This is a genomic window from Curtobacterium sp. Csp1 (assembly GCF_013347185.1).
This window is the reverse complement of record NZ_CP054594.1, coordinates 1,250,339-1,270,482: the sequence shown is the minus strand read 5'-3', so window position 1 is coordinate 1,270,482 and position 20,144 is coordinate 1,250,339. Positions and strand designations below refer to the sequence as shown.

The following is a 20,144-nucleotide window of genomic DNA, read 5'->3' as shown; positions in this document are numbered from 1 at the left end:
ACGATCGAGCGCGTGATCTCGGACAACGCGTTCGCCTACCGGCACTCGGCCGCGTTCAAGGACGCCGTCGCCGCGCTCGGGGCGAAGCAGAAGTTCATCAAACCCCACTGCCCATGGCAAAACGGCAAGGTCGAACGATTCAACCGGACCCTCGCGACCGAGTGGGCCTACCGGCAACCTTTCACCAGCAACCAAGCACGCGCCGACGCGCTTGCGCCCTGGATCGAGCACTACAACACTGGCCGGACCCACTCAAGCCACGGACTCACACCTGCAGCCCGAGTGTCACCAACCTAACGGCCTAGTACAGCTAGTACAGCGCGTTCGCGAGCCGACGACGCGCCACGACGACCCGCGGGTCGTCCACACCGATGAGCTCGAAGTACTCCACGAGTCGGACGCGAAGCGCCTCGCGCTCAGCACCGAACACGGTGGGGACGAGGTCGAGCAGGCGCCCGAAGGCGTCCTCGACGTGCCCGCCGCTGACGTCCAGGTCGGCCACGGCGAGCTGCGCCTCGACGTCCTGGGGCGCAGCGGCAGCAGCGCTCCGGACCTCGTCCGCTGTGCGGCCGGAGAGCCGGTCGAGCAGCGACACCTGCGCGAGACCGGCGACGGCCATCTGGTCGTTCGGGTCCTGCGCGATCGCGGTCTTGTACTCCTGCACGGCGGCGGCGTAGTCACCGCGCTCGATCGCGTCGTAGGCGGCCTGGTGGTGCGGTGGCAGCGGCTCCGGCTCGGGTTGGCCCTGCGGCTCCGCGGCGACGTCTCCGGACTGGCCGTCGACGCGCACACGCCCGGTCACGCCGTTCTGCTCGGCAGCAGCGACGACCTGCTCGAAGACGTCGCGGACCTGCGCCTCGGGAAGCGCCCCGACGAAGAGCCCGAGCGGGCGCCCGCCGATGACCGCCGCGACGGTCGGGATGGACTGCGCCTGGAACGCCTGGACGAGCTGCGGGTTGGTGTCCGCGTCGACCTTGGCGAGCACGACACGACCGTCGTACTCGGCGGTGAGCTGCTCGAGGATCGGTGAGAGCTGCTTGCACGGCCCGCACCACTCGGCCCAGATGTCGACGATCACCGGGACGACCGAGGACAGCTCGAGCACGTCCTGGAACGTCTGGTCGGTGACGTCGAGCACGAGCGACGGGACGGCCGGCTCGGTCGTCGACGGCGCTGCACCTGCGGTCGCGCCCTGCGGTGCCCCCGGAGCGGGGGCGGCCGGGGCGGTTGGGGCTGCCGGACGCTGGGCCCGGTCGACGAGCGACGACAGGTCGACGGCTCCGCGGAGACCGGACGGGGTCGGGGGGACGTTGGTCATTGCACCTCACTCGCTGCGGTCAGGCCCTGCGTGAACCCGAGCAGGACCACCTTGTCATCACTTCCGACGGGCGGCACGGAGAAGAGCAGCTGCACGCTGTACGTGGCGCTGATTCCCTTCGTGCTGGAGTCGACGCCCGACAGTGCCTTGACGGCACCCTCGGTGTTCACCTCGGCACCCGCTGCGGTCGGCGTGACCTTCTCGATCTCGTCCAGGTCGGCGGACACGAGCGCACCGGCACCGTCGGTCGCGATGGCGATCGCGCTGTCGTCGGGGACCTGGGACGAGTACTCGATCTTGGCGGTGTCCGGCAGCGATTCGGACTTCTTGTCCTTGTACGCCTTGCCGATGGTCGACCGCAGGCCGTCGCCGTCGGACTCGAACAGCGACGCCGACGAGCTCTCGCTGTCCTTCGACAGCACGTCACCGTAGGCGGCGGCGATGTCGTCCGGCGCGATGCGGAGCAGCTTCGTGTTGCCGGCGAGCTGCGCGGCACCGAGGGACGTCGGCGCGAGGCTCGGCACCTGCGCCGCGGCCTCGAGCGACACGTCGTACGCGACCTTGTACTCGTCGCGTGCGCTCGCCTGGACCATCGTGAGCGCCTGCGGGGCGGTCTTCGCGGTGCAGTCCTCGGCCACGATCGCGAACACCGTGCGCGGCCAGGTGTCCGTCTGCTGCGGGAGCGCGACGCACACCTGCTGCGCGGAGATCGCGGGCGGGGCCGCCGCCTTGTCGTCCTTCGCGCGGATGGCGTAGTTGGCCTTCCGGAAGTCGAGCGCGGCACCCGTGAAGCGCGACTCGAGGAGCGACGCGTCCTTGGCCTCGTCGGCCTTCTGTGCCACCTCGGCGACGCGCTGCACGATCTTCTGGATCTGCTGCTTCGACGCTGCCGTCGGCTCGTCCTGCTCGGCACCCGCCGTCGCCGATGCGGTCGGCGTGGCGGTCACGTCCGCGGAACCGCCCTGCGGCCAGTAGTCGGACGAACAGCCGGCGAGCCCGAGCGCGCCGACGAGCACGATCGGCACGGCGATGAGCGGACGGCGCCCACGACGACCGCGGCTCGGCACCTGGGCACCCGCTGCGGCGGCCCGGCGCGACGCGCGCACCCTGGGCGGCCTCGTCCCACCGCTGCGACGACGCGGACCGCGCCCCCGACGCTGGTGCAGGAACGCCCAGACGAGCAGCGCGACGCCGCCGACGAGGAACAGGCCGCCCGCGACGAGCAGTGGGCCGACCGACGGGGTCGCGGTGTCCCGTGGCCAGGTCACGGACACGTCCGTGGGTGCCGCGTCCTTCCCGTTGCCGAGGACCACGAGCGACACGTCCGACGGCAGCCGCACGGTGAACTGCCCCGCGCCGGGCCACTCCTGGTACCAGAGGTCGCTGCCCGACGGGTCCGGGACGCTCGAGGCACTGCCGGTCGTCTTGCCGACCAGGCGGTCCTGCTCGGCGTCGAACCGGAGCGTGGTGTGCTTCGCGTCACCGATCCAGGCCTGCACGTCGCTCGTCTTGCCGTAGGCGGCGAAGACGTCGCCGGAACCGGAGACGTTGATGCGTTGGTACCCGGGGTTGGCGTTGAGCGTCGACCCCGGGATGACCGTCACCGGGGCGGAGGCCTTGCTGGTCGACTGCGCGACGAGCGAGGACGGTGGCGCGAAGACGGTTCGCTGGCCGACAGCGAGCCCGACGAGCAGCAGACCGATGACGAAACTGACGATCGCCAGGACGAATCGCACGGATCTTCTCCCTACCGCGCCGGGGTGGGGGATGTCGGCGCGCGAATCAGCGCTCCAGGATAGCGAGCGACCCTGGACATCGCATCCCTGCTCGCTGAGCCGAGCGCTCGCGCGCCACCGATGGACCGTCGGCGGCCGCGACTCAGCCCCGTCGGTGGCACCGCCTCGACGAGACCCCGGCTCAGGCCCCCCGGTGGCGCCGCCACTACAATCGTCCGCGGGCCAAGGGCTGGCCCTCCGCCGACCCCCAGGAGCAACACGTGGCGAACGACGAGGCCGAGTTCGGGACCGAGCTGCGCGGGTACCGCCGCGACGACGTGGACCGGGCCCTGGGCGACCTGCGCCGGGAGCTCATCAAGTCGAACAACGACCGCGCCGAGGCCGCGAAGGAGATCCGTCTCCTGCAGACCCGTGTCTCCGACCTGCAGGGCGAGCTCGACGAGGCCGGCACCCCGACGTACAGCGGACTCGGGACGCGCCTCGAGTCGACGCTCCGGGTCGCCGAGGAGCAGTCCACGCGCCTGATCAGCCAGGCCGACATCGACGCGCAGCGCCTGCGTGCCGCGAGCCGGAACGAGGCCGACCGCCTGCTCCGCGAGGCCCGGCAAGAGGCCTCCGAGACGCTCGAGGACGCCAGGAGCCGCGCCACCGACGAACTGTCCCGCGCCCGCGCCGAGTCCGCCGACACCATCGAGCGTGCCCGCGCCGAGGCCGGCCTGCTCACGCAGGACGCCCGCAACGAGGCCGCCGCGATCCGGGGCGCCGCCGTCACCGAGGCCGCCGAGGTCCGCTCGGTCGCCATCCGCGAGACGAACGCCCTGCGTGCCCGCGTCGAGCACGAGGTCGCCGAGCTCCGCGAGACCGCGCAGCGCGACGCCGCGCAGGCCCGCGCCGCGGCCGAGGAACTGGACCGCGAGACCGAGCACCGCCGCAGCGTGTTCGAGGCAGAGCACACCCGTCGTACGGCCGACCTCGAGCGCGAGGAGACCGACCGGCGCACGGCCCTCGACCGCGAGGTCACCGAGGGTCGCACGGCCTGGCACCGCGAGCGCGACGAGCAGCAGCGCGAACACGCCCTCGCGCTCGAGGAGGGCCGCGCCGCCCTCGAGTCGGAGACCGCGACCCGCCGCGCCGACCTGGACGCCGAGCTCGGGGAACGCCGACGCGTGCACGACGAGGAGCTCGCCGCCGCCCGTGCCGGCTGGGAGCGCGAGCTCGCCGGTGCCCGGGCGGCGCTGGAGCAGGAGGCCGAGGCCCTCCGCGCCCAGCTGCGCGTCGACGAGGAGCAGACCCGCGTCGAGAACGCCCGCCTCGTGCAGGAGACCTCCGACCGCATCGCCGATGAGCTGCAGCAGCACAGCGCGCGCATCGAACGGGAGCGCGCCGAGGCCGACGCCGCCGCGGAGCGCGCCGCCCGTGAGCACGCCGACGAGCTCGCCGCCCGCCGGGAGCGCGAGCACGCCGAGCTGGACGCCGAGGTCGCCGACCGTCGCCGCGCCGAGCTCACCGACCTCGAAGCCGAGCGCGCTGCGCTCCAGCAGGAGGTCGAGACGATGCGCGCGGTCCTCGCGAAGGAGCGCGACGAGGTCCGCGCCGAGATCGCCCGCGAGCGCGACGAGGCCCGCACGGCGCTCGAGTCGGAGCTCGCCGCCCGCCGCGACGACGCCGAGCAGGAGTACCTGCAGAAGCACCACGAGACGGTCACCGAGACGCAGAAGTACCTGGACGAGGCGAACCTGCAGCTCGCCGAGGCGACCCGCCGAGCAACCGAGGCCCGCGAACGCGCCGAGCGCCTGCAGCAGGAGGCCGACGACCTCGAGCGCTCCAGCACGGCCGACGCGCAGGAGCACGCCCGGACGATCGTCGCCGACGCCCAGCAGCGCGTGCACCGCATGGTCGCCGACGCCGAGGAGCGCACCGCCGCGATCGAGGCAGAGGCCGAGGACCGCCTGGCGGCGATCCGGACCGAACGCGATGCCGTCGCCGGCTACCTCGAGAACCTGCGTGGCGTGCTGACGCACGCCACCGGACTGCTCGGTTCCGGCGCACCGGACGCCGGTCGCGACGCGGACGCGGACACGGACACCGCGACGGACCTCACCACCCGCTGACGGTGACCCGGCCTGGAGGCGCGACCGGCGCCTCCAGGCCGGGTTGCGTCGTCGGGACGGCCGGGTGGGCCATCAGGCGGAACGGACCGGCAGGTCGGTGTGCGTCGGCAGCGGTGCACTGCCGGGCACGACGAGGTCGGCGATCGTGTCGAGCACGATCCGCACGTACCGCTCCCCCACCCACAGGTGCTTCGCGCCCTCGATCGGCACGACCCGGACGTTCGGCGCAGGAGCGAAGCGACGCGCGGCCTCGTCCGGGCGCAGGAAGTCGTCGTGCTCCGGGACGAGCGCGACCACGGGAACGTCGACGGACGCCCAGCGTGCGAGTTCCTCGTCCGAGGTGCGGTGCAGGGGCGGCGACAGCAGAACCACCCCGGCGACGGTGCCGGCCGCGACGTGCTCGAGCGCGTGCTTGAGGACGACCTCGGTGCCGAAGGACCACCCGACGAGCCACGGCGCGGGGAGCCCGCGCGCGGTGACCTCGCGGACGGCGGCGCGCAGGTCGAAGCCCTCGGAGACGCCGTCGCCGAAGGTGCCCTCGGACGTCCCGCGTGGCGAGGAGACCGACCGGAAGTTGAAACGGAGGACCGCGATGCCGGCGAGATCCGGCAGGCGGGCCGCCGCCTTCTTCAGGACGTGCGAGTCCATGAAGCCCTGCGCCGTGGGCAGCGGGTGCAGGGTGACGATCGTGCCGCGAGCGGGGCGTCCGAGCGGTTCCGCGAGCTCACCGACGAGCGTCAGGTGGTCGTCCGTGTACAGCTCGACGTCGGTCCGCTGTGCCGGCAGTTCGGTGTTCGAGCGGATCTCGGTGCTCATGCGATGCTCCAGCAGTGGTTGTGCCAGTGGCGGCGCGACGCCAGGTCGGCCTCGTCACCGAGGACACCGTCGGCTCGCCAGACGACAACGTGCGCGGTACCGGGCAGGACGGTGCCGCCGCAGCCCGGGCAGACGTACTCTTTCTGCGCCGACGCAGCCGAGACGGGCTGCACGGTGAACGTGCGGCCGCGACGGACCTCGGTCCGCTTCCAGGACGACATGAGCCGGTCGAGGCCCGTGGGTTCGTCCTCGGGCTCGGGTCCGTGACCGCGGGGACGCCGCGGTCGGTTGCTGCGCGGCACCCCCGGCGCCGATCAGTACCAGTTGAAGGACTGGCTGTGGCCCCAGGCTCCGCACGGCGTGCCGTACACGCCCGAGATGTAGTTGAGACCCCAGGTGATCTGGGTCGCCGGGTTCGTCTGCCAGTCGGCGCCGACCGTGCCCATCTTGCTGCCGGGCAGGGCCTGCGGGATGCCGTACGCACCGCTCGGGTTGTAGGCGTTCACGCGCCAGCCGGACTCCTTGTTCCAGAGCAGCACGAGGCAGTTGAACTGGTCGGAGCCCCAGCCGCGGGCCGCGACCATCTCCTGGGCGATCGCCTGCGCGCTGCCGGGGTTCGGCGTGGCGGCCTGCGCGGCGATGGTGTTCGTCGCGGTGACCTTCTTGGTGGCGGTCGTGTCCGCGGTGTCGTCGGTCTCGGTCGCCGGCGGGGCGGTCACCTTCGGCGCGGGGACCGTGACGCCGTAGCCGTCGCGGGAGACCTCGAAGTCGCCGTAGGTGCCGTGCGCGGTGTACTGCTGCGGCTCGACCGGGGCCTTGACGAGCACGGGTGCCGAGACGGCAGCCTGCGCCACGTCCGGCTGCATCGGGTTGAAGAGCGAGCCACCCACGAAGCCGAACACGGCGAAGAACGAGAGCGCGGGGATCGTCGCGCGCTTGCGCATGAACGTGTTCACGCTGCGGGCGGGCTTCGGTGCGGCGGCGACCGCTCGGCGCTGCTGCACGGCACGTCGCTGCTTGACGACGCGCGGGTCGGCCGGCGTCCGCGGGACCGCGGCGTCGAACGTGGATCGCGCCGGAGCGCTGACGGGTGCGGCGGGGATGGACGCCGTCGCGACCGCGGGGGCCGCGTGGAGGACCGCGTGCTCCGCCGTGCGGAGTCGTTCACGTGCCGCGCGACGCTCACCGACGACCGTCTGGTCGAGGTGCTCGCTGCTGCCGCGGTCGGAGCTGAAGTCTGCCGTGTGCCTGCCCATGAGTCCGACCAGGATAACGGAATGGTCACGCAACCGGAAGCACCGGCACCCAGCGCGTCGTCGGATCGCCGGGCCGGACGATGCGGGGAGTCGTCAGCGGACGGCGAGCATGACCTCGACGACGGCGTCCAGCAGTGCGTCGACCTGCGCCTCGCGGTAGCCGCCGTGCTTCGGTCGGAAGACGATCGACCGGACCTCGGTGAGGCTCAGCGGCTTGCCGTCGCGGAAGTAGCCGGCGAGGCGCTGGGCGAAGGCGTCGACGTCCTTCGGGTGGTACCCGGTCCCGAGCGGGCTCGTGCGGGCGAAACGCTGCCCGTCCGGACGCTCCAGGCGGGCGACGACGTCCGAGGCCTTCGAGCGGGCCTCGGCGTACCAGGCCTTCTTGCCGACGGCGGCGATCTCCCGCTCGCGCTCCCGGGCGGCGAAGGCGTCCTCGAGTCGCTCGAGGGCGGCGTCGACGTGCGCCGTGGAGTACCCGCCCTTGCGCATCGAGAACGCGGTGGCGCGGATCTTCGCCGCCTCGATCCCCGGCGCCGTGTCGGCGGCCGTGTAGGCGCGGCGGGCGTCCTCGAGGAACCGGTCGACCTCGTCGACGTCGTACCCGAGGTCGCGGCGGTCTGCGGTGGGGAAGGTGGTGGCCACGGCGACATTCTGCCAGCACCCGACCCTGGCGCTGGCTGGACGCGCCCCGAGCACGCCTGTCAGTGCACGACGATCAGTGCACGACCGTCGGTCCGTGCACGACGATCAGTGCACGACGATCAGGAACAGGACGTACGCGACGGCGGCCGACGGCAGGATGCTGTCGATCCGGTCGAGCAGTCCCCCGTGCCCCGGCAGGAACGACGAGATGTCCTTGATGCCGAGGTCGCGCTTGATCATCGACTCGGTGAGGTCGCCGAGGGTCGCGGACCCGGAGATGAGCACGCCGAGGACGATGCCGGTCCACCACGGCAGCCCGAGCAGGAGCCACACGACGACGATCCCGACGAGGATGCTCGCCGCGACCGATCCGGCGAAGCCCTCCCAGGTCTTCTTCGGGCTGATCCGCGGCGCCATCGGGTGCTTGCCCAGGTTGAGCCCCGTGGCGTAGGCCCCGGTGTCGACGGCGACGACCACCAGGATGAACGCGATCACCCAGAGCTCACCGCGGGGCTGCGCCGACAGCAGGACGATGCACGCTCCGAGGAGCGTGATGTACGCCTGGACGAACAGCCCGTTCGTCAGGTCACGGGCGACGTGCCCGGCCGGCGGCTTCTCGCGCGCGAGGGCGACCTCGACGAGCCGCCAGACCACGATGAGGACGATCCCGCCGAGCACCGCGAAGAGCGCAGCCACCTGTCCGCCGAGGAACGCCAGCGGCACCATGCCGACCGCGGCCGCGACGCTCGGGATCCGCGGCACGTCCCGCCCCGCGAACCGCATGGCGCTCGCGAGCTCGTACACGGCGACACCGAGCAGGAACGCGGCGACGACCATGAACGCCGGCTTCCAGATGAGGAGCGCGGCGAGCATGACGACCGCGAAGGCCAGCGCGATGCCGATCGCCGCTGGCAGGTTCCGTCCGGTGCGCGCCGTCAGCGCCTCGTTGCGCGCGCCGAACTCCGCCTTGCGCTGCTTGAGCTGCGCTTCGAAGTCGGCGCGCGCCGCGCGGGCACGGGCGTCGAAGTCCTGTCGGAGCCCCTTCTTCGCGGACGGGCGCGGTTGCGTGGGGCGGTCGCCGCCCGGGTCGGGGAGACGCATCAGACCTCGAGGAGTTCGGCTTCCTTCTTCTTCAGCGCGTCGTCGATCTGGTCGACGTGCTTCTTCGTCAGGGTCTCGAGGTCCTTGTCGGCGCGGGCGATCTCGTCGTCGGAGATCTCGCCCTTCAGCGCGTCCAGGTCGTCCTTGGCGCGACGACGGATGTTCCGGACGACGACCTTGTGGTCCTCGCCCTTGCCGCGCACGAGCTTCACGAACTCCTTGCGGCGGTCCTGGGTGAGCTCCGGGATCGTCACGCGGACGATCTCGCCGTCGTTCGACGGGCTGGCGCCGAGGTTCGGGAACGTCGCGATGGCGCGTTCGATCTCCTTGAGCGCGGACTTGTCGTACGGCGTGACGACGAGCGTGCGGGCCTCGGGCGTCTGCATGGACGCCAGCTGCGCGAGCGGCGTCGGCGTGCCGTAGTAGTCGACCGGGATCTTCTGGAAGAGCGCGGGGTTGATGCGTCCGGTGCGGACGGTCGCGAAGTCGTCCTTGGCGACGTCGACGGCCTTCGCCATCTTCTCGGTGGCTTCGGTCAGGACATCACTGATCACGGTGGTTCTCCTTCGGTACTGCTGTCGAGTCTAGTCAGCGGCCGGGGTCAGTTGCTGACCACCGTGCCGATCCGCTCCCCGCGGATCGCGGCGGCCACGTTGCCCTCGCCCTCCATGCCGAACACGTGCATCGGCATGCCGTTGTCCATGCAGAGGGAGAACGCGGTGGCGTCCACGACCTTGAGGCCCTGGAGCAGTGCGTCCTGGTACGTCACGTGGTGGAGCTTCTCGGCCGTGGCGTCCTTCTTCGGGTCCGCCGTGTAGACGCCGTCGACGCCGTTCTTCGCGACGAGGACCTCGTGCGCGTCGATCTCGAGCGCACGCTGCGCGGCGACCGTGTCGGTGGAGAAGTACGGCAGACCCGCGCCGGCACCGAAGATCACGATGCGGCCCTTCTCGAGGTGACGCTCCGCGCGGCGCGGGATGTAGGGCTCCGCGACCTGCGTCATGCTGATCGCGGACTGCACGCGCGTGGCCGCTCCGGCCTGCTCCAGGAAGTCCTGCAGCGCGAGGGCGTTCATCACCGTGCCGAGCATGCCCATGTAGTCGGCGCGACCGCGGTCCATGCCGCGCTGCGAGAGCTCGGCGCCGCGGAAGAAGTTCCCGCCGCCGACCACGATCGCGACCTCGACGTCCTGCGCGGCCGCGGCGATCTCCTTGGCGATGGTGCTGATGACGTCCGGGTTCACCCCGAGGGACCCGGCCCCGAACGCCTCCCCCGACAGCTTCAGCAGGACCCGGCGGCGTCCGGTCTTCTCGTTCGTCATGTGGCGCACCCTTCGTCGAATGTCTCGTGGGAATCTACCCGGCCGGAGCCGGTCCGGCGGAGGAGGTCGTGCCTCCGTGCCGGTTCCGCGCGTGTCGCAGCGCGCGCAGAAACGGGGCCCGGAACCGATGTGGTTCCGAGCCCCGTCACGGGTTCGCTACGCGCCGACCTTGACGCGGGCGAAGCCCTGGATCGTGATGCCGGCGTTCTCGGCGGCCTTCGCGACGGACAGCTTGTTGTCCTTCGCGTAGTCCTGCTCGAGGAGCGCGACCTGCTTGCGGTAGGCGTTGAGGCGACCCTCGACGATCTTCGGCAGGGCGGCCTCCGGCTTGCCCTCCTCGCGCGTGATCGCCTCGACGGTCGCGCGCTCCTTCTCGATCGCCTCGGCCGGGATCTCGTCGCGGGTCAGGTACGTCGGGTTCGCGAACGCGACGTGCTGGGCGATCGAGCGGGCCTCGGCCGCGTCGGAGCCCGAGTAGGCGATGACGACGGCGATCTGCGGGGGCAGGTCCTGGCTGGTCTTGTGCAGGTAGACCTCGAAGGCGTCGCCCTCGACCCGGACGACCGTGCGGAGCGCGAGCTTCTCGCCCAGCGCAGCGGCGGCCTCGTCGATCGCCTCGGCGACCGTCTTGCCCTCGAGCGGCGCGGCGTTGCCGGCCTCGACGTCGGACGCGCCTGCAGCGGCGACCGCGGCGACGACCTTGTCGGCGAGGGTGGTGAACTTCTCGTTCTTCGCGACGAAGTCGGTCTCGCTCGCGAGCTCGACGACGGTGGCGGCGCCACCCTCGGTCGACGCCACGACGACGCCCTCGGAGGTCGCACGGTCGTCGCGCTTGGCGACGGCCTTCGCGCCCTTGATGCGGAGCAGCTCGACGGCCTTGTCGTAGTCGCCGTCGGCCTCGACGAGGGCGTTCTTGGCGTCCATCATGCCGGCCCCGAGGTCCTCACGGAGCTTCTTCACGTCAGCAAGGCTGTAGTTGGCCATTGGCTGGAGTCCTTTCTGGACTGGAGTTGTGGAGAGAGAAGGAAGGGGCGCCGAGCCGACCGGCCCGACGCCCCCGGATGTCACTCGGCGGGGGTGGCTTCGGCGTTCTTGTCGGCCTCGGCGATCGGCTCGCCGATCTCCTTCGCGGCGACCTGCGCGTCGGCGTCGTTCTCCTCGACCGGGGTCTCGGCGGCGGGCGCGGCCGGCTCGCCACCGAGGAGCTCCTGCTCCCACTCGGCGAGCGGCTCGGCCTCTTCCTGGTCGCCACCGTTGTGGCGGGTCTTCAGGCCCTCGGCCGCGGCGTCGGCGACGATGCGGGTGAGGAGGCCGACGGAGCGGATCGCGTCGTCGTTGCCCGGGATCGGGTACGTGATCTCGTCCGGGTCGCAGTTGGTGTCGAGGATGCCGATGACCGGGATCCCGAGCTTCTGCGCCTCGTCGACGGCGAGGTGCTCCTTCTTGGTGTCGACGATCCAGAGCGCGCTCGGGGTCCGCGTGAGGTTGCGGATACCACCGAGGGTCTTGTGGAGCTTGTCCAGCTCGCGCTTCTTGATGAGGAGCTCCTTCTTGGTGAAGCCCTTCGTTGTGTCGTCGAAGTCGATCTCCTCGAGCTCCTTCATGCGCGCGAGGCGCTTGGAGACCGTCTGGAAGTTCGTGAGCAGACCGCCGAGCCAACGCTGGTTGACGTACGGCTGGCCGACGCGGGTCGCCTGCTCGGCGATGGAGCCCTGGGCCTGCTTCTTGGTGCCCACGAAGAGGATCGTGCCACCGTGCGCGACCGTCTCCTTGACGAAGTCGTACGCGCGGTCGATGTAGGCCAGCGACTGCTGCAGGTCGATGATGTGGATGCCCGAGCGCTCGGCGAGGATGAAGCGCTTCACCTTCGGGTTCCACCGACGGGTCTGGTGTCCGAAGTGGACGCCGCTGTCGAGCAGCTGGCGGATGGTGACGACGGCCATGCCGTCCCTCCTTGTTCTCGGCGCACGGCTGTCAGGCCGTGAGCACGGTTGCGGTTGTGTCGGTCACGACCGGTGGTCGTGACCCCTGGCGCCCTGTCCGCACGGCCGCCCGCTCGTGAGAGCGGGACCGGTGGCCGAGAGACGCGAGTGGACGCGCGAAGTCAGCGCGCTCGGCGCGCTGCTGGAAGCACTCTAGCAGGTCTGGACGCACGGGAGGCGCGGTGCGGGTCGGACCCGCACCGCGCCTCCAGGACGTGGTGACGCTGGTGCGTCGTTACTTGGCGGACACCGTGTCACCCTCGGCCGTGATGCCCATCTCCTCGAGGGAGCGGCCCTTGGTCTCCGGGATCTTCGCGATCACGAAGAACAGGGAGAGCAGGGCGAACAGGGCGTAGATGCCGTAGGTCACGGTCAGGTTGAAGCCGGACAGGACCGGGAACGAGATGGTGACGACGAAGTTCGCGACCCAGTTCGCCGCGGAACCGACACCGAGCGCGGTCGCACGGATGCGGTTCGGGAACATCTCGCCGAGGAGCACCCACATGAGCGGGCCCCACGTCGCGCCGAAGGACACGACGAACAGGTTCGCGAAGATCAGCGCGATGAGTCCCCACGCGCCGGGCAGCTGCGGCGCGCCGTCGACGATGGTGGCCTGCGAGAAGGCGATCGCGACCATGGTCAGCGACACGAACATGCCCGTCGAGCCGGCGACCAGGAGCGGCTTCCGCCCGAGCTTGTCGACCGTGAAGATGGCGATGAAGGTGACCGCGACGTTCACGACCGAGGTGATCGTGGAGATGAGGAAGGACTGGTCCTCCTTGAACCCGACGGCCTGCCAGAGCGTCGTCGAGTAGTAGAAGATCACGTTGATGCCGACGAACTGCTGCAGGACGGCGAGGATGATGCCGACCCAGACGATCGGCTGCAGGCCGAAGCGGTTGCCCCGGATGGAGCCCTTCTTCTCCTTGGACTCCTTCTCGATGCCGTCCTGGATCTCCTCCAGGCTCGTGTTCACCGTGTCGCGCGGGACGATCTTGCCCATCACGTCGCGGGCGTCCTCCTTGCGGCCCTGCGCGAGCAGGAAGCGCGGGGACTCCGGGAGCGTGATCGCGAGCACGCCGTAGACCACCGAGGGGATCACGCCGACCAGGAACATCCAGCGCCACGCGGCGAGCCCGAGCACCTGCTCCGATGCACCGCCGGCGGTCACCGCGAAGATCTGGTCGGACAGCAGTGCGGCGAAGATACCGAGGGTGATCGCGAGCTGCTGGAACGAGGCCAGCCGACCGCGGATCGCCTTCGGGGACACCTCGGAGATGTAGGCGGGGGCGATGACCGATGCGGTGCCGATGCCGAGGCCGCCGACGAGACGCCAGATCACGAGGTCCCAGGTCGCGAACGCGAAGGCGCTGCCGATCGAGCTGACGAAGAACAGCACTGCTGCCCAGAACATGACGCGGGTGCGGCCCCAGCGGTCCGCCAGGCGGCCGGCGAAGTACGCACCGAAGGCGCAGCCGATCAGGGCCGAGGCGACCGCGAAGCCGCTGGCGGCCTCGGACAGGCCGAACTCGCCCTTGATCGCGTCGACCGCTCCGTTGATGACGGAGGAGTCGAATCCGAAGAGGAAGCCACCGACCGCCGCCGCGATGGCGAACAGGGTGACCTTCCCCTTGAACGCACGGTCCTCGCCGTGCTGGGTGGACGTGTTCGACACGGTGCTCCAGGTTCTTGCCGCCGTGCTGGGTGGCGCACGGTGCCCCGGCGGTCGGCTGGTTCGCCGTCCGAGCGGCGTTGCGTGTTCCGGAGCGCCCCAGACCCTACTCCCCGTTCGGGGCGCGGGCACAACCGGGGTGCGCGGTCGGGTCGTCGCACTCCTCCACCGGACGGGAGGCGCGGCTCCCGTTCCACAGACCACGAGCGCCGTGCGCGGATGGCGTCCGGCGCTGCGAACCTCGGTGCATGCGGTGGAGCGGGTCACTCACGGGGTCGGTACTGGTCGGAGCAGCGCTGGTCGGGACGGCGCCGGTCGGGTCGGTGCCGGTCGGGTCGGTGCCGGTCGGGTCGGTGCCGGTCGGGTCGGTGCGGTCGGTCGGTGCGGCGGTGCTCGCGCCGGGGTCCCCGGGAGCGGCGGTGCGGGCGGCGGACGCGCAGGACGAGGCGCCGTGGGTGTGGCCGACCGGCTCACGGATCGTCGAGCGCGGGTGGGAGGCCCCGGCCGACGACTACGCAGCGGGGCATCGCGGGATCGACGTCGCCGCGTCGATCGGGACGCCCGCGGTGGCGGTGGCCTCCGGCACGGTTTCGTTCGCCGGTTCGGTGGCCGGCCGCGGCGTGGTGTCGATCGACCACGGCGGCGGGCTCGTCTCCACCCTGGACTCGGTCGACCCGTCGGTCTCCACCGGGGACGAGGTTGATCAGGGCAGCACCGTCGGCACCGTCTCGGTCGGGCACTGTCCGGCGTCGGCCCCGTGCCTGCACCTCGGCGCGAGGGTCGACGGTCGGTACGTCGACCCTCTGCCGTACCTGCCGGCCGCCGAGTGGCCGGTGCTGCTGCCGGACGACGCCTGGCCGGGGTGACACGAGCGGGCCGGGCGTGCTCGGGCCGAGCGTGCTCGGGCCGAGCCTCGGCGGGCTGGGTCTGCTCGGGTTGGTCTGCTCGGGGCGGGTCTGCTCGGCGGCGGTGCCGGGTCAGGCGCGCGGGTGGGCCGTGCGGTAGACCTCCCGGAGGCGCGCCGACGAGACGTGCGTGTAGATCTGCGTCGTGCCGAGGCTCGCGTGCCCGAGCAGCTCCTGCACGGCGCGGAGGTCCGCTCCCCCGTCCAGCAGGTGCGTCGCCGCCGTGTGCCGGAAGGTGTGCGGCCCGCTCGGACCCTCCCCCGGCAGGTCCGCGAGCACACGGGCCACGATCCGGTAGACAACACGGGTCCCGAGCCGGCCGCCCCGGTCCCCGAGGAACAGCGCACCGTCCGATCCTGATCCAGCGACGGCGATGCGAGAATGCCCGGCCCCGGCGGACGACACCGCGGTGTCGGTGCGCGCTGCCGCCCGTGCAGCCAGCACCGGACGGCCGCGGCTGGTCCAGGCCTCGAGGGCATCCCGGGCGGGCACCCCGAAGGGCACCACGCGCTCGCGGCCGCCCTTGCCGAGCACCCGCACGGTCAGCCGGGACCGGTCGACCGCGGTCAGGTCGATCCCCACCAGCTCCCCCACCCGGATGGCGGTGGCGTACAGCAGTTCGACCACCGCGAGGTCGCGGAGCGCCACCGGGTCGTCACCAGAGGCCCGACTCGCGAGCCCGTCGAGCAGCACGCGCACCTGGTCGGACCCGACGACCCGCGGCAGGTGGGCCGCGCTCTTCGGCGCCCGGAGCCGCGCCCCCGGGTCGGTCGGCAGCACCCCGGACTCGCTCGCCCACCGGGTGAACGCTCGGACAGAGGACGAGCGCCGCGCGATGGTCGACCGCGCGAGCCCCCGCTGGTCTGCCTCCCAGAGCCAGTCGCGGAGGAGCTCGAGTCCGACGCCGTCGAGGGTCGCGATGCCACGGTCGTCCGCGAAGGCCACGAGCTGCTCGAGGTCACTCGCGTACGCGCGGACCGTCTGTTCGCTGAGCCCACGGGCCGAGCGGACGTGCGTGAGGAACGCCTCCACGACCACGACGATTCGGTCGTCCGTCTGCTCCGCCACGGCCCCAGCGTAGGCGCGGTCCCCGTCACGCCCGCGCCCACCCGCCGCCGATGTGCACCACGAGCCCCTGCAGCTCTGCGAGTGCCAGCGCGTCGGCGACCTCGGCCTGCGACATCCCCGAACGGACGACGATCTCCGGCTCGACGAGCGGACGCCGGCCGAGCGCGTCGAGGACACGGAGCACCTCGGGATCCGTCCGCGCCCCGACGAGCGGGTCGGTCCGAGCGCGGTGGCGGGCGGTCCCGGCACGGCGCGGGTCGTCGTGCTCCCGGCCGTCGGGCGAGCACGACCCCGGCGCCGGGACGTCAGCGACAGAGGTCTCCGCCACGACCGCGCGGACCGGGTCGTCCGGACGCACGACGATCTGGGCCCGCCCGTCGGCGACCAGCCGGTGACACCCCACCGACGCCGACGACGAGAACGCCCCGGGGACCGCGAAGACCGGCCGGCCGAGCTGCGCGGCGTGGTGCGCGGTGTTCAGCGCCCCCGACCGAGCGCCCGCCTCGACCACGACGGTGGCGTCGCCCAGCGCAGCGATCAACCGGTTCCGCGCCAGGAACCGCCAGCGACTCGGCCTGGTGCCCGGCGATGACTCCGCCAGCAGACGACCCTGCCGGGCGACGGTCCGGAGCAGGTCGGTGTTGCCGACCGGGTAGAGCTGGTCGATGCCCCCGGCGAGCACCGCGACGGTCGTCGCCCCCGCAGCCAGGGCGACGCGGTGCGCGACGGCGTCGATCCCGTAGGCCCCTCCGCTGACGACGGCACACCCCGAGTCCGCCGCGGCCGAGGTGATCTCGGCCGCCGCCTCTGCGCCCGCGACCGTGTTCGCGCGGGACCCGACGACCGCGAGCGTCGCCGGGTCGTCAGCCCGTGTGCCGATCGCCCAGAGCACGACCGGCGCGTGCGGTCCGAGGTCGTCCACCCGATCCGGCCACCCCGGAGCCCCTGGGACGAGCAGTCGCGCCCCGACCGCGAGCGCCGCACCGACCGTGTCGGCAGGACGTCGCGCCCGGAGTCGCGGTCCCCAACGTCCGACGGCCGCCCGGAGCGCCGTCCCGAGGGCGTCGGGATCGTCAGCACCCGCAACGTCGTCCTCGAGGGCGGTCCACAGGAGCCCCCGGAGTCCGGCATCCCCGGTCCCGATCGCCCCCTCGACGGCGCGGAGGGCGCGCCCCGCTCCGCACGCAGCGAGCAGCGCGCCCGCCACGCCGTCGCCGGGCTCCACGAGCGCGGACCACACCACGCGGGCCGCCGCCTCTCCGAGGTCGACCCCGTGGACCCCGGGCCCGAGGGCGGTGCCGACCAGGTCCCGCCATGCCTGCTGCCGCATCAGAGCGCACCCCTGAGCGCGAGGGCCTCGTGCACGTGGTGGGTCGCAGGCCGCTCGGCACCCTCGAGGTCGGCGAGCGTCCAGGCGAGTCGCATGGTCCGGTCCCACCCCCGCATGGTCAGCGTGCCGAGGTCGAGCGCCCGGTCGAGCGTCGCCGTCGAACCAGGCTCGGACCGCCCGGCCCCGCGGAGCCAGGCCCCGGACACCTGCGCGTTGCTCGTCCATCCCGTCCCGTCGAGCCGCGCACGTGCTCGGTCCCGCGCACCGACCACGAGCGTCCGGGCCTCGGCGCTCGTCGGTGTCCCGCCGTCCACCGCCCGGATCGACGCCGTCGTGACACGTGGCACCCGGACCCGGATGTCCAGCCGGTCGAGCAAGGGACCGGACATCCGGGCGAGGTAGCGCCGGACGGTGGACGGCGGGCACTCGCACGGCTGCGTGCCCTGTCCGGCGTTCCCGCACGGACACGGGTTCGCCGCGAGCAGGAGCTGACACCGCGCCGGGAACTCCGCCGCGCCCGCCGCCCGGTGCACCGTCACCGTGCCGGACTCGAGCGGCTGCCGGAGGGCGTCGAGCACCGCGCGCGGGAACTCCGGCGCCTCGTCGAGGAACAGCACCCCTCGGGTCGCGCGCGACACCGCGCCCGGGCGGACCGTCCCGCTGCCCCCGCCGATCAACGACACCGCGGACGCCGAGTGGTGCGGCGCCTCCCACGGCGGCCGGGTGGTCCACGAGGCCGCTCCGGCACCGGCGACCGACCGGACCGTCGCGAGCTCGAGCGCAGCCTCGTCGTCGAGGTCCGGCAGGATCCCGTGCAGGCGCTCGGCGAGCATCGTCTTCCCCGCTCCCGGAGGCCCGAGGAGCAGCGCGTGGTGACCCCCGGCCGCCGCGGCGATCACCGCCCGTACGCCGATCGGGTTGCCGACCACGTCCGCGAGCTCCGCTGCCGGGGCGGGTGCGGCCGGGAGCTCGGGCGCGAGCACCGGGTCCACCTGCACGGGCGGCAGCAACGCTCCCCCGGCGATCGCCGCCGCGCGTAGCGAGTCCACGCCGACCACCTGCACGCCGGAGACCACGCGCGCCTCGGCCAGGTTGCCCACGGGCAGCACGACCCGCTCGATGCCGGCCTCGCGCGCGGCGAGCAGCATCGGGATGACCCCGTGCACCGGTCGCACGCGGCCGTCGAGCCCGAGCTCCCCGACGTAGGCCGTCCGCTCGGACACGTCCGGTGCCACCTCGGCGGCGGCGAGCACGGCCATCGCGATCGCCAGGTCGAACCCCGACCCGCGCTTCGGGATCGCGGCCGGGGTCAGGTTCACCGTGATCCGCCGGGCCGGGAGCGGCGACCCGGCGTTGGCCGCGGCCGCCCGCACGCGCTCCCGGGCCTCGCCGAGCGAGGTGTCCGGCAACCCGATGATGCTGAAGCCCGGCAGCTGGCTCGTGAGGTGCGCCTCGACCTCGATGCACCGCGCCCGCACCCCGAGAAGCGCGATCGCGGACGTCCGTCCGACCCCGCTCACAGCACGCCCTCGACGTGCTCGACGCCGTGACGGTCGCCGTCGAGGTGCACCGCCACCGCGTCGATGCGGATGAACGGCGCACTCGTCTCCGGGTGCTCGCGGAACCACTGCGGCACGAGCTGCCGCAGCCGGGCGGCCTTCGCCGGCGTGATCGCCTCGAACGGGTGTCCGGCGGTCGGCCCGGTGCGGGTCTTCACCTCGACGAAGACGAGCGTTCCCCGGTCCCACGCGACGACGTCGACTTCACCGGACCGACACCGCCAGTTCCGGTCGACGATCCGGTACCCCTTCGCCACCAGCCAGTCGACGGCCAGCGATTCCCCCGTCGCTCCGATCCCCCTGCGACCTGTGTTCGTCCGTTCCACGGCGTCACCTCCACCATCGACGATGACGGCGACTGATCACCTCGCGGCGGTCGTTCCCGGAGCGGTGGAGAACACCGCGCCAGGAATGCGTTGTGGAGGAACGACGGAACCCCGGACGACACGAGGTCGTCCGGGGTTCCGTGGAGTCTCAGTGCGCTGGAACTCAGTGCGCTGCTGCGTACGCTTCCTGCACCTGGGTGGAGATACGGCCGCGGCTCGAGACCTCGTACCCGTTCTCCTTGGCCCATTCGCGGATCTTCGCGAGTTCTTCCGAGTTGCCACGCTTCGGTGCCGACTTCTGTGCCGAGGCGGAGCCCGAACCGGAGCGACGGCCGGACACCTTGCGGGCGGCCGCGACGTAGTCGGAGATGGCCTCGCGGAACTTGTCGACGTTGTCGTCGGACAGGTCGATCTCGTAGTTCGAACCATCGAACGCGAATTCGACCGTGCGGCCTTCACCCGCGGCGATGGGGGAATCGTCGAGGTCGTCGACGAGCTGGACGGTGACCTTCTGTGCCATGTCTGCTCCTGTTGTCAGTGGATGTTTCCACTGCAGGTTAGCGGAATGCGCCGCCGAATGTCCGACGTGACACCGCATTTCCCCGGAGAACATTCTCCGACAGAAAACGACGTTCACTCGTCGAGTGCGAGTTCCTTCGGCAATTCGAGTTCACGCGACGTGAGTTCCTCGACGTTCACGTCCTTGAACGTGAGCACACGCACCGACTTCACGAACCGGTCGGAACGGTAGACGTCCCAGACCCACACGTCACTCATCGACAACTCGAAGTAGAAGTCGTGCTCGGTGTCACGGCGCACGAGTTCGACCTCGTTCGCCAGGTAGAAACGCCGCTCGGTCTCGACCACGTAGCGGAACTGCGACACGACGTCGCGGTACTCGCGGTACAGGGCCAGTTCGACCTCGCGGTCGTAGTCGTCGAATTCGTCGTCATCCATCGCTCCGACAGTCTACGGCGACACGGGGCGACCGTCGCGCCGGT

Annotated in this window: 21 protein-coding genes; 3 read left to right on the top strand and 18 right to left on the bottom strand. The window is 71.9% G+C overall.

Annotated elements, in window-relative coordinates; all coding sequences use genetic code 11:
• A partial coding sequence (locus HUN58_RS20450) for an integrase core domain-containing protein (protein ID WP_254631630.1) occupies positions 1-297 on the top strand: 297 nt, incomplete at its 5' end.
• A gap of 13 nt (positions 298-310) precedes the next feature.
• Here the strand turns inward: HUN58_RS20450 and HUN58_RS06260 are convergent.
• Together HUN58_RS06260 and HUN58_RS06255 are read right to left on the bottom strand one after the other, a co-directional pair.
• Positions 311-1,318, bottom strand: coding sequence for a tetratricopeptide repeat protein (locus HUN58_RS06260; protein ID WP_180225431.1), 1,008 nt, complete (start codon positions 1,316-1,318; stop codon positions 311-313).
• Entirely contained in the window at positions 1,315-3,054 is a 1,740-nt protein-coding gene (locus tag HUN58_RS06255) for a hypothetical protein (RefSeq protein WP_141861973.1), read from the bottom strand. The genes HUN58_RS06260 and HUN58_RS06255 overlap by 4 nt, the downstream gene beginning before the upstream one ends.
• Before the next feature lie 260 nt (positions 3,055-3,314).
• Here HUN58_RS06255 and HUN58_RS06250 point away from each other — a divergent pair, with 260 nt between their 5' ends.
• Complete coding sequence (locus HUN58_RS06250; protein ID WP_180225432.1) at positions 3,315-5,165, top strand: hypothetical protein; 1,851 nt, start codon at positions 3,315-3,317, stop codon at positions 5,163-5,165.
• Positions 5,166-5,237: 72 nt separating this feature from the next.
• On the opposite strand, the gene HUN58_RS06245 is transcribed toward HUN58_RS06250, so the two are convergent.
• The 10 genes from HUN58_RS06245 to HUN58_RS06200 form a co-directional block, all read right to left on the bottom strand.
• Entirely contained in the window at positions 5,238-5,981 is a 744-nt protein-coding gene (locus tag HUN58_RS06245) for an alpha/beta hydrolase (protein ID WP_141861975.1), read from the bottom strand.
• A complete protein-coding gene (locus HUN58_RS06240; protein ID WP_058742047.1) occupies positions 5,978-6,283 on the bottom strand; it encodes a hypothetical protein in 306 nt (101 codons plus the stop codon). Before HUN58_RS06240 ends, HUN58_RS06245 begins: the two co-directional genes overlap by 4 nt.
• Before the next feature lie 12 nt (positions 6,284-6,295).
• Entirely contained in the window at positions 6,296-7,237 is a 942-nt protein-coding gene (locus HUN58_RS06235) for a lytic transglycosylase domain-containing protein (protein ID WP_254631629.1), read from the bottom strand.
• 93 nt (positions 7,238-7,330) lie between these two features.
• A complete protein-coding gene (locus HUN58_RS06230) occupies positions 7,331-7,879 on the bottom strand; it encodes a DivIVA domain-containing protein (RefSeq protein ID WP_180225433.1) in 549 nt (182 codons plus the stop codon).
• Between the two features lie 105 nt (positions 7,880-7,984).
• The gene (locus tag HUN58_RS06225) at positions 7,985-8,980 is read right to left on the bottom strand and encodes a phosphatidate cytidylyltransferase (RefSeq protein WP_058742045.1); all 996 of its coding nucleotides are present in this window, start codon (positions 8,978-8,980) and stop codon (positions 7,985-7,987) included.
• Positions 8,980-9,534 (bottom strand): ribosome recycling factor, encoded by a 555-nt coding sequence (frr, locus tag HUN58_RS06220; RefSeq protein ID WP_114850068.1) that lies wholly within the window; start codon positions 9,532-9,534, stop codon positions 8,980-8,982. The genes HUN58_RS06225 and frr overlap by 1 nt, the downstream gene beginning before the upstream one ends.
• 47 nt (positions 9,535-9,581) lie before the next feature.
• Positions 9,582-10,301, bottom strand: a complete 720-nt coding sequence (pyrH, locus tag HUN58_RS06215) for a UMP kinase (RefSeq protein WP_058742043.1) — start codon at positions 10,299-10,301, stop codon at positions 9,582-9,584.
• A 156-nt stretch (positions 10,302-10,457) separates the two neighbouring features.
• Complete coding sequence (gene tsf / locus HUN58_RS06210) at positions 10,458-11,285, bottom strand: translation elongation factor Ts (RefSeq protein WP_058742042.1); 828 nt, start codon at positions 11,283-11,285, stop codon at positions 10,458-10,460.
• A gap of 80 nt (positions 11,286-11,365) precedes the next feature.
• Positions 11,366-12,244, bottom strand: a complete 879-nt coding sequence (gene rpsB / locus HUN58_RS06205; RefSeq protein ID WP_180225434.1) for a 30S ribosomal protein S2 — start codon at positions 12,242-12,244, stop codon at positions 11,366-11,368.
• Between the two features lie 274 nt (positions 12,245-12,518).
• Entirely contained in the window at positions 12,519-13,958 is a 1,440-nt protein-coding gene (locus tag HUN58_RS06200) for a sugar porter family MFS transporter (protein ID WP_114850070.1), read from the bottom strand.
• 245 nt (positions 13,959-14,203) lie between these two features.
• On the opposite strand from HUN58_RS06200, the gene HUN58_RS06195 reads away from it, so the two are divergent.
• Positions 14,204-14,821: a M23 family metallopeptidase gene (locus HUN58_RS06195; protein ID WP_180225435.1), complete on the top strand. Its 618-nt coding sequence runs from the start codon at positions 14,204-14,206 to the stop codon at positions 14,819-14,821.
• 111 nt (positions 14,822-14,932) lie between these two features.
• Here HUN58_RS06195 and HUN58_RS06190 read toward each other — a convergent pair whose 3' ends face one another.
• From HUN58_RS06190 to HUN58_RS06165, 6 genes are all read right to left on the bottom strand, one after another.
• Positions 14,933-15,928: a tyrosine recombinase XerC gene (locus tag HUN58_RS06190; protein WP_180225436.1), complete on the bottom strand. Its 996-nt coding sequence runs from the start codon at positions 15,926-15,928 to the stop codon at positions 14,933-14,935.
• A gap of 25 nt (positions 15,929-15,953) precedes the next feature.
• Positions 15,954-17,258, bottom strand: coding sequence for a DNA-processing protein DprA (gene dprA / locus HUN58_RS06185; protein WP_180225437.1), 1,305 nt, complete (start codon positions 17,256-17,258; stop codon positions 15,954-15,956).
• On the bottom strand, positions 17,258-18,778 hold the full coding sequence (locus HUN58_RS06180; RefSeq protein ID WP_180225438.1) for a YifB family Mg chelatase-like AAA ATPase: 1,521 nt from the start codon (positions 18,776-18,778) through the stop codon (positions 17,258-17,260). Before HUN58_RS06180 ends, dprA begins: the two co-directional genes overlap by 1 nt.
• Complete coding sequence (locus HUN58_RS06175) at positions 18,775-19,143, bottom strand: YraN family protein (RefSeq protein WP_141861985.1); 369 nt, start codon at positions 19,141-19,143, stop codon at positions 18,775-18,777. Before HUN58_RS06175 ends, HUN58_RS06180 begins: the two co-directional genes overlap by 4 nt.
• A 163-nt stretch (positions 19,144-19,306) precedes the next feature.
• Positions 19,307-19,663 carry an Lsr2 family protein gene (locus tag HUN58_RS06170; RefSeq protein WP_114850076.1) on the bottom strand — a complete coding sequence of 119 codons (357 nt, stop codon included), beginning with the start codon at positions 19,661-19,663 and terminating at the stop codon, positions 19,307-19,309.
• Between the two features lie 113 nt (positions 19,664-19,776).
• Positions 19,777-20,100 (bottom strand): DUF2469 family protein, encoded by a 324-nt coding sequence (locus HUN58_RS06165; protein ID WP_058742034.1) that lies wholly within the window; start codon positions 20,098-20,100, stop codon positions 19,777-19,779.
• Positions 20,101-20,144 lie beyond the last annotated feature (44 nt).